The 20738-nt window shown below is 65.4% G+C and carries 23 protein-coding genes; 7 read left to right on the top strand and 16 right to left on the bottom strand.

Features of this window, described 5'->3' with window-relative positions; translation table 11 throughout:
• The first annotated feature begins 84 nt into the window (after window positions 1–84).
• Complete coding sequence (locus AC5RVN_RS14280; protein WP_494040381.1) at window positions 85–1437, top strand: uracil-xanthine permease family protein; 1353 nt, start codon at window positions 85–87, stop codon at window positions 1435–1437.
• 10 nt (window positions 1438–1447) lie between these two features.
• On the opposite strand, the gene AC5RVN_RS14275 is transcribed toward AC5RVN_RS14280, so the two are convergent.
• The 5 genes from AC5RVN_RS14275 to AC5RVN_RS14255 form a co-directional block, all read right to left on the bottom strand.
• Entirely contained in the window at window positions 1448–2353 is a 906-nt protein-coding gene (locus tag AC5RVN_RS14275) for an SGNH/GDSL hydrolase family protein (protein WP_494040380.1), read from the bottom strand.
• Window positions 2350–3216 carry a GAF and ANTAR domain-containing protein gene (locus AC5RVN_RS14270; RefSeq protein ID WP_494040379.1) on the bottom strand — a complete coding sequence of 289 codons (867 nt, stop codon included), beginning with the start codon at window positions 3214–3216 and terminating at the stop codon, window positions 2350–2352. Before AC5RVN_RS14270 ends, AC5RVN_RS14275 begins: the two co-directional genes overlap by 4 nt.
• A 125-nt stretch (window positions 3217–3341) precedes the next feature.
• Entirely contained in the window at window positions 3342–4214 is an 873-nt protein-coding gene (locus AC5RVN_RS14265; RefSeq protein ID WP_494040378.1) for a glycosyltransferase family 2 protein, read from the bottom strand.
• Window positions 4215–4390: 176 nt separating this feature from the next.
• Window positions 4391–4750: a hypothetical protein gene (locus AC5RVN_RS14260; protein WP_494040377.1), complete on the bottom strand. Its 360-nt coding sequence runs from the start codon at window positions 4748–4750 to the stop codon at window positions 4391–4393.
• 46 nt (window positions 4751–4796) lie between these two features.
• Window positions 4797–5696, bottom strand: coding sequence for an SDR family oxidoreductase (locus AC5RVN_RS14255; protein WP_494040376.1), 900 nt, complete (start codon window positions 5694–5696; stop codon window positions 4797–4799).
• A 208-nt stretch (window positions 5697–5904) separates the two neighbouring features.
• Between AC5RVN_RS14255 and AC5RVN_RS14250 the strand changes: the two genes are divergently transcribed.
• Both AC5RVN_RS14250 and AC5RVN_RS14245 read left to right on the top strand, forming a co-directional pair.
• The gene (locus AC5RVN_RS14250) at window positions 5905–6402 is read left to right on the top strand and encodes a DUF6328 family protein (RefSeq protein ID WP_494040375.1); all 498 of its coding nucleotides are present in this window, start codon (window positions 5905–5907) and stop codon (window positions 6400–6402) included.
• Window positions 6403–6543: 141 nt separating this feature from the next.
• On the top strand, window positions 6544–6855 hold the full coding sequence (locus AC5RVN_RS14245; protein WP_494040374.1) for a LuxR family transcriptional regulator: 312 nt from the start codon (window positions 6544–6546) through the stop codon (window positions 6853–6855).
• A 30-nt stretch (window positions 6856–6885) separates the two neighbouring features.
• On the opposite strand, the gene AC5RVN_RS14240 is transcribed toward AC5RVN_RS14245, so the two are convergent.
• The 5 genes from AC5RVN_RS14240 to AC5RVN_RS14220 all read right to left on the bottom strand — a co-directional run bounded on the left by AC5RVN_RS14240 (window position 6886) and on the right by AC5RVN_RS14220 (window position 10783).
• Window positions 6886–8010 carry a glycerate kinase gene (locus tag AC5RVN_RS14240; RefSeq protein WP_494040373.1) on the bottom strand — a complete coding sequence of 375 codons (1125 nt, stop codon included), beginning with the start codon at window positions 8008–8010 and terminating at the stop codon, window positions 6886–6888.
• Window positions 8011–8091: 81 nt separating this feature from the next.
• Window positions 8092–8901: an SDR family oxidoreductase gene (locus AC5RVN_RS14235; RefSeq protein WP_494138365.1), complete on the bottom strand. Its 810-nt coding sequence runs from the start codon at window positions 8899–8901 to the stop codon at window positions 8092–8094.
• A gap of 18 nt (window positions 8902–8919) precedes the next feature.
• Entirely contained in the window at window positions 8920–9339 is a 420-nt protein-coding gene (locus AC5RVN_RS14230) for a hypothetical protein (protein WP_494040371.1), read from the bottom strand.
• A 93-nt stretch (window positions 9340–9432) separates the two neighbouring features.
• A complete protein-coding gene (locus tag AC5RVN_RS14225; protein WP_494040370.1) occupies window positions 9433–9882 on the bottom strand; it encodes a hypothetical protein in 450 nt (149 codons plus the stop codon).
• 130 nt (window positions 9883–10012) lie between these two features.
• Window positions 10013–10783: a class I SAM-dependent methyltransferase gene (locus AC5RVN_RS14220; RefSeq protein ID WP_494105705.1), complete on the bottom strand. Its 771-nt coding sequence runs from the start codon at window positions 10781–10783 to the stop codon at window positions 10013–10015.
• Window positions 10784–11001: 218 nt separating this feature from the next.
• On the opposite strand from AC5RVN_RS14220, the gene AC5RVN_RS14215 reads away from it, so the two are divergent.
• The 3 genes from AC5RVN_RS14215 to AC5RVN_RS14205 all read left to right on the top strand — a co-directional run bounded on the left by AC5RVN_RS14215 (window position 11002) and on the right by AC5RVN_RS14205 (window position 15475).
• Window positions 11002–12651, top strand: coding sequence for a sensor histidine kinase (locus tag AC5RVN_RS14215; RefSeq protein WP_494040369.1), 1650 nt, complete (start codon window positions 11002–11004; stop codon window positions 12649–12651).
• 18 nt (window positions 12652–12669) lie between these two features.
• Complete coding sequence (locus tag AC5RVN_RS14210; RefSeq protein ID WP_494105704.1) at window positions 12670–14214, top strand: putative bifunctional diguanylate cyclase/phosphodiesterase; 1545 nt, start codon at window positions 12670–12672, stop codon at window positions 14212–14214.
• A 196-nt stretch (window positions 14215–14410) separates the two neighbouring features.
• On the top strand, window positions 14411–15475 hold the full coding sequence (locus tag AC5RVN_RS14205; protein WP_494105703.1) for an EAL domain-containing protein: 1065 nt from the start codon (window positions 14411–14413) through the stop codon (window positions 15473–15475).
• 100 nt (window positions 15476–15575) lie between these two features.
• Here the strand turns inward: AC5RVN_RS14205 and AC5RVN_RS14200 are convergent, their stop codons facing one another.
• On the bottom strand, window positions 15576–15818 hold the full coding sequence (locus tag AC5RVN_RS14200) for a DUF6480 family protein (protein WP_494138364.1): 243 nt from the start codon (window positions 15816–15818) through the stop codon (window positions 15576–15578).
• Window positions 15819–15954: 136 nt separating this feature from the next.
• Between AC5RVN_RS14200 and AC5RVN_RS14195 the strand changes: the two genes are divergently transcribed.
• Window positions 15955–16419 carry a hypothetical protein gene (locus AC5RVN_RS14195; RefSeq protein WP_494105701.1) on the top strand — a complete coding sequence of 155 codons (465 nt, stop codon included), beginning with the start codon at window positions 15955–15957 and terminating at the stop codon, window positions 16417–16419.
• On the opposite strand, the gene AC5RVN_RS14190 is transcribed toward AC5RVN_RS14195, so the two are convergent.
• The 5 genes from AC5RVN_RS14190 to AC5RVN_RS14170 form a co-directional block, all read right to left on the bottom strand.
• Complete coding sequence (locus AC5RVN_RS14190; RefSeq protein ID WP_494138439.1) at window positions 16416–17171, bottom strand: glycerophosphodiester phosphodiesterase family protein; 756 nt, start codon at window positions 17169–17171, stop codon at window positions 16416–16418. The genes AC5RVN_RS14195 and AC5RVN_RS14190 overlap by 4 nt on opposite strands.
• Window positions 17172–17280: 109 nt before the next feature.
• On the bottom strand, window positions 17281–17529 hold the full coding sequence (locus AC5RVN_RS14185) for a hypothetical protein (RefSeq protein WP_494040364.1): 249 nt from the start codon (window positions 17527–17529) through the stop codon (window positions 17281–17283).
• Between the two features lie 94 nt (window positions 17530–17623).
• Window positions 17624–18442: an HAD family hydrolase gene (locus AC5RVN_RS14180; RefSeq protein WP_494040363.1), complete on the bottom strand. Its 819-nt coding sequence runs from the start codon at window positions 18440–18442 to the stop codon at window positions 17624–17626.
• 9 nt (window positions 18443–18451) lie between these two features.
• Window positions 18452–19261 carry an IclR family transcriptional regulator gene (locus tag AC5RVN_RS14175; RefSeq protein WP_494040362.1) on the bottom strand — a complete coding sequence of 270 codons (810 nt, stop codon included), beginning with the start codon at window positions 19259–19261 and terminating at the stop codon, window positions 18452–18454.
• A gap of 74 nt (window positions 19262–19335) precedes the next feature.
• Window positions 19336–20589 carry an aminopeptidase P family protein gene (locus AC5RVN_RS14170; RefSeq protein ID WP_494138363.1) on the bottom strand — a complete coding sequence of 418 codons (1254 nt, stop codon included), beginning with the start codon at window positions 20587–20589 and terminating at the stop codon, window positions 19336–19338.
• Between the last annotated feature and the right edge of the window lie 149 nt (window positions 20590–20738).

Genomic DNA, 20738 nt, shown 5'->3' with positions numbered 1-20738 from the left:
CGGACCGGCACCTGGGGCTGGCGGTATTCTGGAGCAAACTGATCTTCGCCCTCCGCGGCACCCCCCTTTTGAAAGGCTCCCGCCATGAGCATGCTCGGAACCAAGTGGAAGCTGCACGGCACCGGCAAGTCCATCCGCCCAGGCCACGTTGTGGCCCCTGACGAGCGGCTCGCCTGGCCGCTGACCATCGGCGTGGGCATGCAGCACGTGGTGGCCATGTTCGGCGCCACCTTCCTGGTGCCCATCATCACCGGCATGCCGCCCGCCACCACCCTGTTCTTCTCGGGCATCGGCACGCTGCTTTTCCTGGTGATCACCAAAGGCCGGGTGCCCAGCTACCTCGGGTCGAGTTTCGCGTTCATCGCGCCCATCATGGCGTCCCAGCAGCAGTTCGGCGTGCCCGGGGCCCTGGGCGGCGTGGTCCTGGCCGGGGCAACCCTTGCCTTGGTGGGCGCCATTGTGCAGAAGTTCGGGGCAGGCTGGATCAACCGGCTCATGCCGCCCATCGTCACCGGGGCCATCGTCGCACTGATCGGGCTCAACCTTGCCCCGGCAGCAAAGAACAATTTCGACGCCGCCCCCGTCACTGCCGTTATCACCCTTGCCACGATCATCCTGGTCAGCGTCCTCTTCCGCGGCATCCTGGGCCGGCTCAGCATCCTGGTGGGTGTGGTGGTGGGCTACCTCGTAGCCATGCTGCGCGGCGAGGTGAGCTACGAAAAAATGGACGCCGCCGCCTGGGTGGGCCTCCCGCAGTTCCAGACCCCCGAATTCCACGTGGGCGTCCTGGGCCTGTTTGTCCCCGTGGTGCTGGTGCTGGTGGCCGAAAACATCGGCCACGTGAAATCAGTGGCCGCCATGACGGGCCAAAACCTCGACGGCGTCTCCGGCCGCGCGCTTATGGCTGACGGTGCGGCCACCGTCCTGGCCGGCTTCGGCGGCGGGTCCGGAACCACCACCTACGCCGAAAACATCGGTGTCATGGCCGCTACCAAGGTCTATTCGACGGCGGCCTACTGGGTGGCAGGCATCTTCGCCATCCTGCTGAGCTTCTCCCCCAAGTTCGGCGAGCTCATCGCCACTGTTCCGCCAGGCGTTCTGGGCGGTGCCGCCACCATGCTGTACGGCATGATCGGCATCCTCGGGGTGAAGATCTGGGTGCAGAACAAGGTGAACTTCTCCAATCCGGTGAACCTCACCACCGCGGCAGTGGCCCTGATCATCGGCATCGCCGACTACACCTGGACCATCGGCGACCTCAAGTTCACCGGTATCGCGCTCGGTTCCGCCGCTGCCCTGGTGATCTACCACGGCATGAAGTCCATCGCGAAGGCCCGCGGGACCGTGGCCGAGCCCGAAACCGAACAGGCCGGTTTGCCGCCTGCAGACAAGGCAGCCATGAACGCAGCAGCAAAGCGCACGCCCAAGAAACGCTAGCGCCGCCCTGCTAGGCCACTTCGCCAACTTCCCCGGTGTCCTCGAGCGCGCCCGAAGACACGGTTCCAGCGGGGTGGCCGGGCGGGAACGGACCAGGGCGCCCAAGTCCGAAGACCGGTCCTGGCTGGGGACGTTTCGCCGCCAGGGACTCCACCGTGTGGGGCCGGAGCCGGCTCAGCACCCAGGGGAACAGGTACTGCCGCGCCCATACCAGGTCATCGGCCCTTGCCTGCTTCCAGCCGGAGGTAGGAACAGGGCGGGGCTGCAGGGCCTTCAGGGAATGCGGGACTCCCAGTGCGTCAAGGGTAGCGGCAGCCACAGCGTGGTGGCCCAACGGTGAAAGATGCAGCCGGTCTTTGTCCCAGGTCCGGGGGTCGTGGAGCGCCGGCAGGCACCACAGGTCCACCATCACTGCGTGATGGCGCATGCCAATGCGGTGGAGGTGCTCGTTGTATATGGCCAGCCTTCCCCGGGTCTGGCCCAGCATCGGCGTGTTGCCCCAGTCCGGCCCGGCAAACAGCAGGACGGTTCCGCCCGTCCCGGCCAGCAGGCCCACCGCCTGGTCCATCTTTTCCGCCAGCTTATCCGGGTCTCCCCGGTGGAAAACCACATCGTTTCCGCCACCGGACATCGCCGTCAGGTCTGGCTTAAGGGCAAGTGCCGGTTCGAGTTGACGGTCCAGGATCTCCTGGAGCACCAGTCCCCGCACGGCCAGGTTGGCATAGGCGAAGTCGCTTTGGCCGCTGCTGAGTTCCTCGGCGGCACGGTCCGCCCAGCCACGGAACCCGCCGATGCTGCGTGGCTCCGGGTCGCCGATTCCTTCCGTGTAGGAGTCGCCGAGGGCGACGAAGCGGTGCCACGGATGCCGTTGCGCCGGGGGCCTCCCGGAGTGCGCTTCCTGCTCTTCGATGGTCATGCCGGCCGTCCTTTCGCCGTCGTCGTCGTCGTGGAAGGGAAGGCTTCGGGGGCAACCGCCTCCGATGGCTGGTCCAGCTCCGCCGGGGCCATCATGCGGAAGTCTTCCAGGTCATCCGCCGGATCCCGCCGCGGCATGGAAGGATCCCGGCCGGGGCCAGGGGCAACAACATTCAGGGCCGCATCCCGCAGGCCCAGCTCGTGGTGCATTGCCTCCCTCTGCAGGAACCGCAGGGCCCCTTCCCGGGTGAGGCCGTACTCGACTGTGAGGCTGCGCACTGCCAGGTCAACCAGGACCAGCGAGCTCTGGGCCACGGCAAGGCCAGCCGTAGCCTCTGCGCGTTCGGCCACCCGGACCACTACGCGCAGCGCGCGGGCAACCTGCTGCACATAGCTGCGGCTTCGCAGGAGGTCATCGCTGGTGAATGTGTGGGGCGATGATGCGTAGAGATTGATGGCTGCGCTTGTCACGCCCTCGGACACGATGGGCACTGACAGGAGGGCCTGGACGCCGTGGCCGGCAGCCGCGCTCGCATACCCTGGCCAGCGCCGGTCCCTGCTGACGTCGGAAAGCAGCACGAACTCACCGCTGCGGAGGGCCTCAATGACTGGACCGTCAGCGAAGGAACATTGTTCCTGGTCCGCCTCGCGCGCCTGATCATTGCTTGCGGCCAGGGTGCGAGCCTTCCCCAGGCGGAAGAGGGTGGCGGCCCAGCCGATGCCGCGGGCTTCACCCTTGATGTCCGCCATGAACTCACGGGTAACTTCCCAGAGGTAGGTTTCGACATCCTTGCTGTCGAAAACCGGCTCCGGGGGCAGTGGAAAGGGTCCCCAGCCAACCGGTTCCGTGGGTTCAGCGGCCATGTTGCACGCCTTGGTTGAAGCGCTCGCGGCCCACTGCAAAACCTGGTTCTAAGGATACGTCCCGCGGCCTGCCCGCGGGAGGGGGCAGCAGGGTACAGGCCCGGCTGCTGCACCCTGCATTCCTGCTACGCCTGCGCGTCTGCGGTCAGGACGACGTCGTAGGCCTCCACGCGCCGGTCCGTCACCGTGGTGGGGGACTCTAGATGGACAGCGCCCGAGGGAAGGATCCCGGCGGCGCCGTACCTTTCCATGACCTGCCATTGGGCCACCACGTCCTCGCCGGCGTGCTCTACGGGAAGGGTCGTCCAAAAGGCGAAGCCGCCGGCGGCATTCAAGGCTTCCCGCCGGTAAAGCACGCAGCCCCCCAGCCACGCCACCCGGTAGGGCAGCCACTCCCCCGGCGCCAGGGAAAGATCAGCGCTAAGGTGGCTGAGATTGGCGGCGTTATGAAGCGGCCAGCGGTCAAAGCCGGGGACGCCCGGCCGGATGCGCTCAGGAGTCACTGGACCGTCCCACGCTTCAAAGCCGGCTGTCTGCTCCGGCCGCTTGTCATCAAGGTAGGACAGGCCCTGCGGAGCCATCCCCACGAAGCCGCAATCCAGCTCGTCAAGAGCCCTGCTAAGCCGTTCCAGCGCTCCCGGTTCCAGCCAGATGTCGTCATCAAGGAAGAGGCACTGGCCGGCTGCCGATTGATCCAACAGGAACTGGCGGTGCTCCGCGAGCCCGCGCCGCGGGAGGTGCCGGAGCAGCGTGACCGGGCGCCCCTGGGCCTCCAGGACGCGGACCATCGCTGCAGCAGCAGGATGTTCCCAGCCGGGGGCGTCCGTGGACTGGTCGCTGACCACCACGCGAAAGGCGGGGCCCTCCTGCCCGGCCAAACCTGCCAGCGTCACGGCCAGTTCTGCCGGCCGGTTGCACGTGGGTATCAGCACATCCACTGCCACGCTGTCAGGCACCTCAACCCGCCGTGCCCACTGTTCGGACGATCTCCTGCTCAAAGCCAACCTCCTGGCGCCGCCTTGGCATTGATGGTGGGGTTCGTCTGGTTCTGTACCCAGATCAGGGTGGATGTATGCCCGGCACGGCGAAGGCCTCCCCCTACAGCCAGTGCAGGCAGTAGAGAGAGGCCTTCAGCGGTAAGAATGCCAGGTGCGCCGGGAGCGGCACCAGCCTGTTACCCGGCGTCGAAGCTCTCGCCGTCGTCGTCGTTCGGTGATTTTTCCTTGGGCAGGTCGTTGCCGCTGCCGTCCGGAATCCCAGCGGCTTCCTGGCCGGACTCCGAGGACACGGGTGCCGACCCCTGGGAGTCATCATTCGTCTCATCCAGCTCAGCTTCGCCGGAGGGAAGGTCCACGTCCCGGGGCACCGGATCACCCGTCCCGGACTGAGGCTCGTTCGTGTCCACGCCGGCCGCACCACCCGTCGCCGAACTGTCCACGGAGCCCTGAATTCCTCCCATCTCCTGTTCCGCGGTGGGAGTGCCGTAGCCGCCGGGATCCGCTTCCGGCTGGGCGTTCTGGTTTTCCTGCGTCATGTTTCCTCCTGTTATGCGTTGGATGAAAGCTGGTAGCGGGCGCTGCTTAGAGCCCCTTGCCGCCCGTGACCGGCAGCACGGCCCCGGAAATGTAGGACCCGTCCTCCGAGGCCAGCAGGACGTAGGCCGCCGCAAGCTCGGCGGGCTGGCCGGCGCGTTCCAGCGGAGTGTCCTGGCCAAACTTCGGAAGCTTTTCGGGCCATTCCGTCGCCGGAATCAGCGGGGTCCAGATGGGTCCCGGAGCCACGGCGTTGACCCGGATGCCCTTGGGGCCAAGCTCCTGGGCCAGGGCCTTGGTGAAGGCCACCTGCGCCGCCTTGGTCATCGCGTAGTCGATCAGGCCCGGCGACGGGTTGAACGCCTGAATGGATGCCGTGGTGATGATCGAGGCACCCGGCGTCAGGTGGGGCACCGCCGCGCGCGCCGACCACAACAGCGAGTACAGATTGGTCTTAAAGACCCGGTCAAACTCTTCGGTAGGCAGGGACTCCAGGCTTTCGCGGTTCTTCTGGTAAGCCGCGTTCAGCACCACTACGTCAAGACGTCCGAACTCCGCCGCCGTTTCATTCACGATCCGGGTGCTGAACTCCTCTTCGCGGCCGTCACCGGCAAACAGCAGGGCCTTTTGACCAGCCTTGCGGATCCAGTCCGCGGTGTCCTGGGCGTCCTCCTCCTCCTCAGGAAGGTAGGAGATGGCAACGTCGGCGCCCTCGCGGGCGAAAGCGATGGCGGCTGCCTTGCCGATGCCGGAGTCGCCGCCGGTGATGAGGGCTGCCTTGCCTTGCAGTTTCCCGTGCCCCTCATAGCTGAGTTCCCCGTGGTCCGGCTTGGGCTCCATGGGCGCCGTCAGTCCGGGCTGCTTCTGCTCCTGCTCCGGGAACCCGTCCGCGTGATAGCCGCCCCGGGGGTCCTTTGGCTGGTCTGTCTGCTTTTCCGTGTCGCTCATAGTCCGCCTGCTCACTGTGTCGGTTTCAGAGGGCCCCACGTGCACGGGCCCTTTGAAGCTATCCCGGCCGGAGGAGCGAAGTCCACCGTTCCGCGCGAATAATCAGTAAACTTATCAAATGTGGGGCGCGGCGCAACGTCGTCCCGGTTTCTGGGTACCTAAAGAGTAGAAAGGTTGCAGGAGCTGGACGGCGCAGAAAGGAGCGGCAATGTCGGATGTGGAGGACTACACCGGCCGGACAGGCAGGAATGAGACCCGGGAGGAGCAGCTGGACCGCAACTGGGCGGAACTGCTGCAGGAGATGCGGGTGCTGCAAATGGGCGTACAGATCCTGGCCGGCTTCCTCCTGACCCTGCCTTTCCAGGAAAGGTTTGAAGACCTCGATGACTTCCAGATTGCCCTCTACCTGACCAACGTGGTGATCGCGGCACTGACCACGGCGCTCATTCTCTTGCCGGTCAGTGTCCACCGGCGGCTCTTCCGGAAGAGGCTCAAGGAAACCCTGGTCTCCAGCGGGGACACCATCGCGAAGATCACCCTCGCCGGTATCGCGCTGCTGAGTGCCGGCACAGCAGCTTTGGTGTTCGACGTCACGGCAGGACGCACAGCCGGCCTTTCCGCCGGAGGAGCGTTGATGGCCGTGATGGTCATCCTGTTGGTTTTCGTCCCCATCCAACTGCACAGGCGGGCTGAGGCCAACAGGTAATCGCCACTTCGCCGCCCTGATGCGCAGCGGGCCTGCAAACCGGCCGGAGCCCTCAAGCACGCTTTCGTTCCGCTGAACCCCTTTTTCCCAATACCGCCGCGCGGCCGGACATCCGGCCGCGGACAACGACAGGAGAACCCTATGAAGACACTTTTGAAGACGGCCCTGGTAGCCCTGCTGCTGCTTGCCGCGCCGGCAGTTTCACTCGGCGCCGCCCATGCCTCCCCGGTGGCAGACAAAGCCCCAACCACCGTTGCGCTTTCTGCTGCTTCCCCCACGCCTTCCCCCGGGGACACCGCCTCCACCGGCCCAGTTAATCCGGGCACCGGCGAATCAGCTGAAAATGAGTCGACCCGGTTGGATTACACGCCTTGGGTGATCGGTGCGGTGGTGGTGGTGACCCTGATCGCTGTCCTGCTCTGGCAGCGGCGCCGCAACAAAACCATCGTCTAGCAGGCGCCGGCTGACCGGCGGTGACCTCGACTAGGCGCCTTCAAGTACCTGGCTTGTTGCCCAGGCCAGGTACTTGGCTGCGTTGGCCACCGCGTCTTCCGGACTGGCCGCCACGTCCAGCAATTGGGCAGCGGCAACCACTCCGTGCCCGGCGAGGTCTTCGGGGGTTACCAGGATCCTGCCGGCCACCACAATCACGGGGATACCTCGTTCCCGGGCAGCGTCGGCGAGGGCGATGGGCGCCTTGCCGGTCAGCGACTGGTGGTCCATGGACCCCTCGCCGGTGATGACCAGATCGCTTTGAGCCAACTGGCCTTCCAGCCCTGTCAGGCCCGCCACGAGCGCGAATCCGCCTTCCAGGGCTGCATCAGTAAAGGCAAGGAACGACGCCGGGAAGCCGCCGGCGGCGCCGGCCCCCTCGACGTTGACGTCCCGGCCGGTGGCTTCCCGCAGCAGGGACGCCCAGTTGCGAAGCCCGGCATCGAGCAGTTCCACAGTTTCCTGGTCGGCGCCCTTCTGCGGGGAGAAAACGTGCGCCGCTCCCAGCGTTCCATAGAGCGGGTTCCGCACGTCCACGGCGATGCGGAAGGTGGCGGCAGTGAGCCGGGGATCCAGCCCGGAGGAGTCCAGCGCCACGATGTCCGCGAGCGGGCCGCCGCCCAGTGGCACCACATTCCCGGCCGCATCCAGCGGCTTCAGGCCCAGTGCGCGCAGTGCCCCGCTGCCGCCGTCGGTCATTGCCGATCCGCCAAGCCCCAGCACAATCTCGGTGGCGCCGGCGTCCAGCGCAGCCGCAATCAGCTGGCCGCAGCCGTAGCTGTGGGCCCGGAGCGCGTTCGCGGGAGTGGGCTCCATTTCTGCCAGGCCGGAGGCCTGCGCGGTTTCAATGACTGCGGTGACCTTGCCGCCGCCGGCCTTCCGGATGGCCCAGGCGGCTCCGACTGGGGCGAGGATGGGCCCAACCACCGCGTTGATCCGCTCCTCGTAACCGGCAGCGACCGCGGCTTCAAGGGTGCCCTCGCCGCCGTCGGCAATGGGGAACTGGGTGGCGACGGCATCCGGATAGACGCGCAGGGCACCCTCGGCAATGGCGGCTGCTGCTTCAGCAGCAGTGAGGGAACCCTTGAATTTATCCGGAGCAATAAGAATGCGCATGGGCTCCATCATGCCAGCACCAAATCGGAAAGCGCTTGCCCGCCTCGTAATGCTGATCCGTCAGGGACGCTGCGGGGGCTTTTACCCCTGGCGCCATCCATGGCCGGTGATGTGCGAGCCGCCCTGCGGACCCATTTGGAGCATTCCGCCGTCAACGGCCCAGGAAGCGCCTGTGACGTAGCTCGAAGCGGGAGAGGCAAGGAAAGCGATCACGGCAGCGACCTCCCTGGCGTCCCCCGGCCTGCCCAGGGGCACCCCTGGCCGCTCCGTCGTTGTCGGGTCCTCATCCTCCTGGCCCGTCATCGGAGTGGCTATTTCTCCGGGGGCAACGCTGTTGGCCGTGATGCCGCGTTCTCCAAGTTCGAGGGCCAGCGTCTTCATTAGGCCGCCCAGGCCATGCTTGGACGCATCGTAAGCCGAGGATCCCACCCGCGGCTGGAACTCGTGCACACTGGTGACGGCAATCAGCCGCCCTCCCCTGCCCGCCCGGACCATGCGGCGGGCAGCTGCCTGCAGGCAGACAAAGGCTCCGTTGAGGTTGGTGTCCAGGGTTTCCATCCAGGTGTCGACGTCCAGGTCCAGGAATTTGGTCCCGTCCCCGGTACCGGCGTTGTTGACGAACACGTCCACTCCGCCCAATTCGTCGGCCAGCTCCTCGATGACGCCGCCGGCGGCCCGGAGGTCAGTGGTATCAAGCCGGCGCACCACGGCCGTGCGTCCCAGGCTGCGGATTTCTTCGGCAGTCGCTTCGGCGCCTGCCTCGTCCGTATGCCACGTCACCCCTACGTCCATGCCTGCTTGGGCCAGCGCAACGGCGGTGGCCTTGCCGATTCCGGAGTCTGACGCGGTGACGATGGCCGTGGCGGGGCTGAATCCTGTGGTGTCCTGCATGGTGGCTCCTTTTGGTGATCAGGCGGGGCGGCGCAGTTCCGGCGGCGAGGGGTAGCCGTCATCGCTCGAAGCGGCAGGGTCGTCCCGCACGGTCAGGAGCGGGACAGCAAAAGTCACCACGGGACGTGCCTGGGCATCGTCCGCCGACCTGACGGTCAGGCTCCTGGTTCCCGGCGGCACCGAGGGAGCGAAGACCTGCAGGTTCCGGGACCCCAGGACAGCGGATTCGCGCAGCGAGTATTCCGTCCCGAAATGGTCCTGGAGGATGATGTTGGGCTCAGGTCCGTCGTCGGAGGCCAACTGGATGTTGACCACCAGGCCGGTGGCCCAGATCTCGACGGACAGAACGGTGAATGCGGTGTTGTCCGTGACGTGGCGGCCGTAAGTAGGCGGCAGCAGCATCCCGCGGAGGGAACCGGAAGGGATAAGTTCGCGCATGGTTGTTCCTGTTGGTTTTTGCGCCTGCCGACGACGGGACGGCACCGGCAGTGGTCCGGCGCTGGTCCTGCGGGTGCGGCTGGCGAAAGCGGCTTAGGCGTCTTCCCGGCCTGGGTTTTCAAGCCGGAAGAAGTTGGACTGCTGGCCGTCGCTGCGCTGTTCCTGATAAATGAAGTTCAGCTGGCGGGAGTCGAAGGTTTCGAACCACTCTTCCCAGCTGACGTGGCGGAGCTTGTCGTTTTCGCCGCCGAAGTCGATCCGGAGTACGCCAAGGTGGTCACCGTGCTCGGTGCCGTCCACCGTGGCGGGAACGCCGTCGCGCTCCTCCGCCCACTGCCTGATGACCTCGTGGTGTGTTGTGACCAGGCTCCTGCCCTCGCGCTCCGGTTCGTCATCAGTGGAGGTGACCTCCTGTGAATACTTCAGTGATTTGGATGATTCCGGTCCCGTACGGACCTTCCCTCCATCCGGGCCGGCGCCCAGGTCCTCTTCGTCCTGGTCCGTTTCAGCCTCGCGGGTTTTGTTGCCTTTGTCCTGTGCCATGGTGGCCATCCTTTCCCCTGCAGCTAACTAGTAAGTCTACTTACTATCTAGCCTCCCGCTCCGCCTCCCTGTCAAGGGCGCAGGGCCATCGGAGCGGATGGCGATTGTACCTCTGCCCCGCCTGGTGCGGCTAGGACCTGGGACGTGCCACCGCGTAGTAGCCGGGAACGAGGCTTTGCGCCGCTATGTCTGTCATAGGATTCGTTTCGATTGCGGTTGTGCCGTCTTCCAAAACTTCCCAGGTTTCGTCAGGAAGGACTTGCGCCCGTTCAGCAGGACCAAATTTGCCGGGCATGGGGAGTTCGCGAATGGCCCGCTCCAGTGGTGCCGGGATGCCCCTGGTGGTTGCGCCAAGGTGGGAGACGTAGTCCACGGGGTTGCCCTGGAAGTTGGTTTCGGCAAGGAATAGCGTTCCGCGCGTGCCGGCCAGCAGCCGCAGGTTTTCAACCAGCGCCATCTGGTCGTCCGTGTTCAGCACGTGCAGCACACCGCGGATGAAGATGTTGGCCCCCGACGCACCGGCCAGGCCGGCTGCAGCGCCGGGCCCGGTCATGTCCCGTACTTCGTAGCGGAGGCGATCGGTACTGCCCGCCGCAGCGGACTCTGCCCGGGCGCGGCCAATGGCATGGGCCGAGACATCCACACCTACTACGTCGGGAAAGACGGCGGCGAGCGCACGCGTGAAGCTGCCGTGCCCGCATCCCACATCAATGACCGGAAGCTCCGGGTCCAGGTGGCGAACCAGCACGTCCTTGTACCCAAGGAATTCACTGTCCCTGCCGGAGTCCCAAAGCACTTCACCACCGGCACCGGTGGCGTTGATGCCGGACCAGTACCGGTCCCACGCCACCGGCCGGTCCTTGTGCGCGGACCGGGACAGGCGGATGAGCTTGGGAATCATCAGATACTTCTGCAAGGCAGAGCGCATGGATTTCGCTGGGGAGGACACCGACCAAATATATGATGCAGACCACTGGACAGGAGCCAACGGCCCAACTTGCGGTGCGGCGTCACCCGCCGCAGGGCTTTTCGTCACTCTTGCCGGATGTTCAAACTCTTGCGGGTTCATCCGGGGCGCGTCGCCCTACAATGTACTCAACTGGGATCGAAGGGGGCGTTGTGACGGCTGACATGCCGTGGGACTCAGCTGTGCCTTGCACCGCTGTCCTGGCGGACCCCGACGGCGGCAGGCTGGCAGCGATCGCACAGGCACTCCGTGACGCAGGCTACGACGTGCGGACTGCCGCGACCGCGGGCGGGCTGACTGCCCTGCTGGAGGCAAGTGATCCTGCAGTGGTTGTGGTTGACACGTCCCTGTCTGCTGTGGAGACGGAAGTTCCCGTCCTGGTGATGGTGGACCTGGACAGCCCCGCTGAACTGGCAGCGATGCAGCCTCCCGGCATCCACGACTGCATCGCTAAGCCCGTGCCGCCCAAGGAACTGGTCCACCGTGCCACCGCGCTCATCAGGCAGGTGTCCCGGCGGGCCGCCGCGCGCCAGGAAGCCGAAGGGCTGCGCGAGCAGCTGCGGCTGGTGTCCGCTGCCGTGCGCGGCACCAACGAGCCGCAGGAAATTGCCCACCTTGTAGTTGAGGGTTTCGGCAGGACGTTCAGGGCTGACCATGTCCGGCTCACCACTTTTGCGGACGAGCGTGTGCCGCCGATCACCGCCGCGTGGACCAAGGCCGGGCTCGAGGAGCTGCCCGTGGAAGCGCTTCCGGATGAGGATTCAGCCCGGCACACGGCGGACAGGCTCTGGGCGGCAGCCGAAACGTTTTCCTTTGACGGGACCGACGAGGATTCACGGGCCGGTGAAGCGGCCAGCGCCCTTCGCCTTGCCCCTGCGGCGTCGTTACTGGCGGTGCCAATGGGCGAGGGAAGTTCCTCGCTGGGCATTATCTGGATCGTGACGCTGGACCAGCCGCGGCAATGGTCGCGCGCGGAGCTGGGACTGATCCAGCACGTGGCGGGCAACGCGGCTTACGGGCTGATTCAGAGCCACCTGATCAGCAGCCAGCAGCAGGTGGTCAAGCAGCTCCAACAACTGGACAAGGCGAAAACCGACTTCCTCGCCACGGTCAACCACGAGTTGAGGACGCCGCTGACCTCCATCATGGCGTACCTGGACATGATCCAGGAGAGCACTGAGCAGCCGGTCTCCCCCGAAGTCCACCAGATGCTGGACATTGTGGTCCGCAACACGGAGCGATTGCGGATGTTGATCGAGGACATGCTCAGCGTTTCCCGCAACGGGCACGACGACAACCTGATGCATCTCACCCCCGTGCGCCTGGGACAAACCCTGGACCTTGTGGCCGGCGCACTGCGGCCCCTGGCCCAGCTGCAGAACGTCACCATCGCCGTCGACCCCCTCCCGGAGGATCCGGAAATCCTGGCGGACGAGGTACAGCTGCAGCAGGTTTTCACCAACCTGGTGTCCAACGCCATCAAGTTCACTCCCAGCGGTGGCCGGATCGAGGTGGGCAGCGAGTCCCATGCTGCTGCTGACGGCACCCGGTGGGCCACCGTCAGTGTCGCGGACACCGGCATTGGGATCTCCAGCGAGGAAATCGACCACGTTTTCACCCGGTTCTACCGCGCCTCCAACGCCATGTCCGGGGCCATCCCCGGTACAGGGCTGGGCCTGGCCATCACCAAGGACATCGTGGCCCGGCACGGTGGCCGCATCGACGTAGCCTCCACCCTGGGGACGGGCACAACCGTCACCGTAAGCCTTCCCCTTGATCCTTGCCGAACCCGGGCCAATTGAACGCGGGAAGGAGGACCGATGTTTGCTGAGAACGACCCCCGGCTCTCCCAGCTGCTTGAGGGCATCGTCCGGCTGGCGTCGGGAGACCTTAGTTCGCGGATCGAGGTCTCCGAATCCCGCGATGAGCTTGACGCCATCATCATGGGCACCAACCTTCTCGCCGAGGACCTTCAGATCATTTACGAGGAACTCGAACAGCGCGTGCAGGTGCGCACCCAACTGCTGCATGAGGCCCACCTCGAAATGCAAAAGATGGCTATGCAGGACCCGCTGACCGGTCTGGCAAACCGCTCGGCCCTGCTTGAAGCTTTGCGCGCCGCGCTTGATGACGACGCCCATGACGGGCCGGTCATCCTGTTGCTTGACCTCGATGCGTTCAAATCCATCAACGACAGCCTGGGCCATACCGCCGGCGACCAGGTCCTGATCACCGTCGGGGAACGTATCCGCGGTGCGGTACGCGCCACCGACGTCGTGGCACGCCTTGGCGGGGACGAGTTCGCGATCGTCATGCCGGCAGTTTCGGCCGATCAGGCCGCCATCGTGGGACACCGCATCCTCGCTGCACTGAACGAGCCTATTGAGCTGCCGGGCCGAAGCGTGCGCTGCGGCGCGAGCATCGGACTGAGCGTGGGTGGCGCCGGGCAGACCCCTGAGGACATGCTGATGGAGGCCGATGTGGCCATGTACGCCTCCAAGGCTGAAGGCCAAAACAGGCTCCACCGGTTCGAACCCGGCCTGCTGCTGGTGCGCAGGCTCCGCAGCCAGCTGGTGGAGGACCTTCGGGCTGCTATCAGGAGCGACGGACTGACACTGCATTACCAGCCCGTGGTGGAGCTCGGTTCGGGCCGGATCGAGGGCGTGGAGGCCCTGGTCCGTTGGAACCATCCGACGCGCGGGCTCATCATGCCGGATGAGTTCATTCCACTGGCGGAGGACGCCGGACTGATCTCCGAGCTTGGTTTGTGGGTGCTTCGCACCGCGGTTCACCAGCTGCGGCAATGGATTGACGGCTCTCTCGTAAACAGCCATTTTTCCGTCCGGATCAATATCTCCGCCACCGACCTGCAAAGCCTGCAGTTCATCGAGGACGTGCGCAACGTCCTGAAGGAAACCGGGGTCCGGCCGGAACAGGTGGTCCTGGAACTGACGGAAGTGGCCATCGTCAAAGGCAACGAATTGGACCGCTACTCGCTGGGCGGGCTGCGGGGGCTCGGTGTGGGAATTGAAATTGATGACTTTGGAACCGGTTACTCATCCATCAGCTACCTGCGCCGGCTGCCGGTGGACCGGGTGAAAGTGGACCGTTCCCTCATTACCGGCCTCGGCACCGATCCCACTCAGCCAGCTCTGGTGGCTGCTGTCCTGCAGCTCGTGCGTGCATGCGGCCTGGAGGCTGTCTGGGAAGGCGTGGAGACGGCGGAGCAGGCCGAGATACTCCGCGGCCTGGGCTGCCTCAGCGCCCAGGGCTACTACTTCAGCCGGCCGGTTCCGCCGGAGCAGGTTCCCAGACTGCTCGCCGCCCAGCCGGAAACCGCCCAGCCGGAAAGCGCGAAGCCGTAAAGCCGTAAAGCCGTAAAGCCGTAAAGCGAAAACTACTGCACTTTTGTTCGCCCCGATATACGATCATCGTGCTGGGTCTGATTTTCATCGCCGCGGGTACCGTGGCCTACCAGCAGCATGGGACTTTTAGAAGCGGTTGGAAATTGAACAATAAAGGGCCACTGGGTCATTACTTCGTCAACTGGGGGCGTAGCTAATGTCGGTTCGTGTACAGGCGTGGGGAATCATCGCCGGGGTTTTGGCAGATCAGGATCCGTCCGGGGCCGCTGTCCGTCAGCGCCTTAGCAACAGCCTCGATGAGAATCCCGGCGTGCCCGAACGGGCTCTTTTGGAGTACCTTCTGGAGACGCGGCGCAGCGACGCCAACACCGTTGAAACGCTGGACAGCGCCCGGAGAATGCGCCTGGAACCAGCGGCAATCCCGCCGAAACTAGCTGAACAGATCGATGCGATCCGCAGCATGTCACGCATCAGTGCGCTGCTGGAGAGCCGGATGCTGATGACGGCGTTCCAGCCCATCTACGGACTTGCCAAAGAATCCGTAGTGGGAGTCGAGGCACTGTCACGCTTCGTCAGCGACGACGGTGCAGCCGCCGAACTGTGGTTTGCCGAGGCGGCTGCCGTGGGCCTGGGCGCGAACCTCGAGTTTTCGGCCCTTGGATCCGCCGCTGCAGCAGCCAAGGATCTTCCTGAGGACCTGTACGTCTCGCTTAACATCACGCCTACGTCGTGCCTTGACCCGCGCCTGCCGGAACTGTTTGAGCATATTGACCTCCCCATCAACCGCGTAGTGCTCGAACTGACGGAAACCATCAGTGACGAGGAATACCCGCAGTTCATCTCGGCCGTCAGCCCCTTGCGCGAACGCGGCCTGCGCATCGCCGTGGATGACACCCACTCGGGGGCCGGCGCCTTGAGCAGGATGGTGCACCTGCGGCCGGACTTCCTGAAGGTGGGCCGGAACGTCATCGGCGGCGTGGACAACGACGGTATCCAGCGGGCCATGATTGCCTGCATGGTGGACTTTGCCGGGCAGATTGGCACCACCCTTGTGGCAGAGGGCATCGAGACAGCCGGTGAACTGAAAGTCCTGACAGAGCTCGGTATCAGCGCCGGCCAGGGGTACCTGCTGGGCAGGCCGTCGGTCCGGCCCCTTGACTGGGCCAGCTGGAATACCAGCGCCGATCTGGACGGGCTGAAGCGTCAGCTCGTCGGCCCTGAGAAGTCCACGCCAATTTTTCCCGGCACCGAGCCCCGCTGAGCACCGAGCCCCGCTGAGCACCGACCCGGCTCCGCTGACGTACCTACAGGTCACCGGCGGCCGGACGTCCTCCTTCTGCTGGTGAAGTCCGAGGGATGGATTATTCGTCGTGGCCCTGGTCTGCGCTCATCTGGTCCTCGGCCGGCGGAGTTTCCCCGGGCGGCACTCCGCCGCCCGGTTCCAGCCCCGTAACGTTGCCTTCCGCGGGGTCCGGATTCGCGGAGCCGCCGGTGTCCCGTCCGCCCTGCTGCCCGCCGGGCTTGATGGCCCCTGCATCAGTTGCGCCTGGCTTGCCCGGCTGATCCGGGTTCGCGGGGTCGTTTTCCGGATGGTAGCTGCTCACAGTGCTCGTCCTTCCTGCCGGCCGTGGTTGGTACCCCAGCTCTGGACTAATTGTAAGCATGCTGATAATTCTGGAAGGGTAATGGTCCGGAAGCCCACTGGGGGCGCCGGCCCGCGATGTGAAAAGGAGCAGTCACATGGGTATCGGCGACAGCATCGGCAAGGCAGCAGAGAACGCCATGGAAGACCTGGCTGGAACAAGCAAGCCCACTGAAAAACTGAACGTACCGGACCCCACGGATCCCAATGATGACGTAGAGGTCCATTCCTCCCTCAGTGAGGGATCCAACGCCATGGAGGCCGAGAAGCAAAAGGCTCCCGGGCTGAAGGCCGGAGCTGCACCGGACCCGGTCTCCGAAGCTCCCCTGGGTGGGGACGCTGAGGACGGGGAAGACACCACGGCATCACGGACCGGCCTCGGTGGCGGCGGCACGGATTCAAGCGGGCTTGCCGGCAATGCCACTGCGCCCGGCGGCGGCACGGACGGGATTCCGCGTGACGTGCCGGGGTCAGCAGGTTTGCCGGAGGGTGATCCTGATGAGCTGCGCGCAGATCCTTCCGAAGGGGACCAGGACCCGTCCACCAGCACGGGCCGGGGCTAGGCGTCCTCAGGATCCGGCCACTCGCCGCGCTCCAGCAGCACGTCCCGGAGAAGGTCGGCCCGGTCGGTCACGATGCCGTCAACGCCGAGTTCGAGCAGGCGGCGCATCTCTGCGGCATCGTTGACCGTCCATACGTGGACTACCAGCCCCAGGGCGTGCGCGCGGCGGACAAATCCGGGCGTGACCACTTCGATCGCCCCGTACCGCACCGGGACCTGAAGCGCGTGGACGTCCTGCAGGATCCGGCGCAGGACAACCCGGAAGACTGGTCCCGGGAGCACCCGGCCGAGGACGGTGAACAGGCCCACGGGAACAACCCCAGCCGATGACGCCACCGGGCGGCTCAGCAGCTTCAGGACCGCCCGCCGTCGCCGGTCTGAGAAGCTGGTGACCAGGATGCGCGAATGTGCCTGATGGCGTTCGATGGCGTTAGCGAGGCTTGGGACGGAGTTCCAGTCCTTGACGTCCACGTTCAGGCGGACCCCGGGCAGCCCCGTCACCAGGTCATCGAAGGTGGGGATTGGCTCACGGCCGGCGATGCGGGCGCGGGCCACGTCAGCAGCAGTGAGGTCGGAGAGCCGCCCGGTTCCGTCCGTCACCCGGTCCAGGGTGTCGTCGTGGAAGACGTGGACCACGCCGTCCGCAGTGGTGTGCACGTCGGTTTCCAGGTACCGGTAGCCGAGTTCGACGGCGGCGCGGAACGCGGCCATCGAATTTTCGAGCCCCTGACTTGAAAAGCCCCGGTGGGCCATGGCGACGGGCGGCTGCGGACCAGCAGAGCCAGGGCTGCTAAAGAACGGCAAACTCACCTTGCGAGCGTACCGGAGTGCCCGGCCTTGCCGGGCCGGAGGCTGCAGGGCCTCAGTCCTCTTCGGGAAGTATCTCCACGCCGTCACTGCAATGCAGCATGGTGCGGCCGCGGCCGCCGTCGAGGTTAATCCAGACAGCGGTGTGGTCCGCGGTGATGGTGTCCACCAGGCCGCCTGCCTCGAAACCGGGCGAGAAAACCACGCGGACGCGGTGGCCCTGGCGCAGCTGCTTCCAATGCGGCGCGGGAGTTGCCCTGCGCAGCGGCACATCTACAGCGTCGTGCCTTACGTTTTTTGCCATCATTACCCCTTGAGCCGGAAAGGGAGGTCGGCTCCCTCGCCTAACCGTATAGAGCAGAGGTGAACGCAAGGTGAGCGTCAGCTGGAAATTGGGCCTAAGGAAGTTTGACGCCCAGCGACGCCAACCGGGCCTCCAGAACCTGGGCCACGCCGTCGTCGTCAAAATGGGGCGCCTGTTGCCCGGCGGCGAGGATGGCATCCGGATGGCCGCTGGCCATTGCGTAGCCGTGGCCGGCCCAGCGGAGCATCTCGATGTCGTTAGGCATGTCCCCGAACGCAACAACATCGGCGGCGTCGATGCCCAGGGCGGCAGCATATTTGGCGAGCGTCACGGCCTTGTTGACGCCGGGAAGGCACAACTCAAGCATGGACATGCCCGGTGAGGAATGCGTGGTGGCAGCCAGATGTTCGACGGCGGGCCGAACCTCTGCCAGGAAGTCGTCCGGAGTGCCCTCCCGGACGATCGCCAGGAACTTCACGACGGCGTCATCGGCGGCGAGCGTTTCCGCCAGCGGCGCCGGGGTGAACTCACTGAGCAGCTCGCTGGATCCGTTTTCGATGAAGCCTGGCTCAAGGTGGAAGCCGGTGAGGGTTTCCGCGGCGAACAGGGCGCCTGGCCGGAGCTCCTTGATGATGCGGCGGATCTCCAGCACGGACTCGATGGGCAGGGTATGTGCCGATACCAGCCGTTCGGCTTCGAGGTCCCACACCACGGCGCCGTTGGAGCAGATGACAGTACCCGCGTGGCCCAGCCGGTCCTGCAGGGGGTGGAGCCAGCGCGGCGGCCGGCCAGTGACAAAGACGAGTTCAACGCCGGCATCCCGGCAGGCGTGGAAGGCGCGGACGGTACGGTCACTGATCTTTCCATCGTGCCCAAGGATCGTTCCGTCAATGTCACTTGCTACCAACCGCATCCTGCCAGTCTACGTGGCGGCCCCGTGCACCCGTCCGCCCAGGCGGGCGGTTACCTTCCCGGCAGCGGCGGCACAGGCTTCACCGAGCGCCTGAAGGCGGTCCTGCGAAACGCGGAACCGGGGCGCCGGGATCAGGACGGCTGCCACCACCTCGCCGCGGTGGTCATGAACGGGTGCTGCCAGGCCCACTTCGTCGATGGACGTTTCCCCGTAGTTGATGGCCCAGCCGCGGTGGAGGTCATCCTTTAACCGCACGAGGTAGGCGTCCAGGCTGGATTCATCCAGTCCCGGGTAGGTGATGGCGCCGCTGTTGAGGAGGGAACGGACGCGGGGTTCGGATTCCCGGGCGAGGAACACCTGCACGGAGGCGCTGAGGGCGTCCTTGTACCGGGCACCGAGCGGGGTGGTGTGCTTGATCTGGTGGTGGCTGGCAATTTGCTCCACGCAGATGGACTCGCCACCGCTCCAGACCATGAGGGCACTGGTTTCGCCGGTCTGCTCCGACAGTTCGCGGAGCACGGGGTAGGCGACGCGGCGCTCTTCCAGTTCAGCCAGCAGGGGTCCGGCCACGGCAATCAATCCGAGTCCCAGCCGGAACCGCCGGGTCTCGGCGTCGCGTTCCACCAGGCGTTCCTGCTCAAAGGTGGCCAGGATCCTGGAGACGGTGCTTTTGTGCAGCCCCACGCGGTTCGCGATCTCGGTGACCCCCAGGAGCGGCTCGTCCGCCGTGAAGGTGCGGAGGACCGCGACGGCATTCACGATGACGGAGGCGCCTTTGCTGTCGCCGTTGCCTGTGGTTTCGGGTTCTGTTGCGCTCATGGTGGTACCCATCATTCCCTAAAGGCGGCCGGAAGCGGCGCGATGGTGGTGGCGCCGCTTCCGGTGGCTGAGGATTAAGCGCCGATGATGTTGTGCTCGGGCCCGAACGGGAACTTGGTGATGTTCTCCGCTCCGTCTTCGCCCACCACCAGGATGTCGTGCTCGCGGTAGCCGCCGGCGCCTGGTTGGCCGTCCAGGACCGTGATCATCGGTTCCATGGAGACCACCATGCCCGGTTCGAGCACCGTATCGATGTCCTCCCGGAGCTCCAGCCCGGCTTCCCTGCCGTAGTAGTGGCTGAGGACGCCGAACGAGTGTCCGTAGCCGAAGGTGCGGTTGGCCAGCAGGCCATAGCCGACGTAGATCTCGTTAAGCTCGGCGGCGATGTCCTTGCAGACCGCACCGGGCTTGATGAGTTCGAGCCCGCGCTTGTGGACTTCGACGTTGATGTTCCACAGTTCCAGGGAGCGGGCGTCCGGTTCGCCGTAGAACAGGGTCCGTTCCAGGGCGGTGTAGTAGCCGGAGGTCATGGGAAAGCAGTTCAAGGACAGGATGTCGTGTTCCTGGATCTTGCGGGTGGTGGCCCAGTTGTGTGCGCCGTCGGTGTTGATGCCGGACTGGAACCATACCCAGGTGTCGCGGATCTCGGAGTTGGGGAAGGTCCGGGCAATCTCGTGCACCATCGCCTCGGTGCCGATCAGGGCGACCTCGTACTCTGTGATCCCGGCGGTGATCGCGTTGCGGATGGCCTCGCCGCCGAGGTCGCCGATCCGTGCCCCGTGTTTGATGACCTCAATCTCCTCGGCCGATTTGATCATGCGCTGGCGCATGGCTGCCTGGGCCACGTCCACCAGGGCTGCGGACGGGAATGCGGCCTGAATCTTATTGCGGTTGTCCAGCGGCAGGGAGTCATCCTCGACGCCGAGGCGCCGCGGGTTGATGCCGCGGGTGCGCAGGACTTCCTGGATGGCGAAGATGTAGTTGTCGCGGCGCCAGTCCGTGTAGACGATGTTGTCGCCGTAGCTCCGGCGCCAGGGCATTCCGGCGTCGATGTTGGCGGTGACAGTGACTGCGTCATCCTTGGTGACCACCATGCCGTAGGGCCGGCCGAAGGTGGTGAACAGGAAGTCGGAGTAGTACTTGATGGAGTGGTAGCTGGTGAGGACGACGGCGTCGAGGTCCTTTTCTGCCATGATGCGGCGGAGTCCGGCAAGCCTGCGCTCGAACTCGGCGTCCGAGAAGGTGAGGCTGACTTTTTCGCCGTTCTTGAGGACCGTCGTGCGCTCCAGTTCGGCGACGTTGGTGGCGTTCTCGGTGGTGATGGTCATGGTGGTGTTGCCTTTCTAACAGTGGTGTCTTTAGCGAAAGCGAAGCAGTTGCATCAAGCGCAACGCTGTTGCACCAGACTAGAGGTGGTAGCTGACGCAGTCAATGGCCCTGCAGGCGCCTTTATTGCGGTACCAACGCAAGCAGGTCC

The organism is Arthrobacter sp. sptzw32, from assembly GCF_059089735.1.
This window is presented reverse-complemented; position numbering and strand designations above follow the sequence as displayed.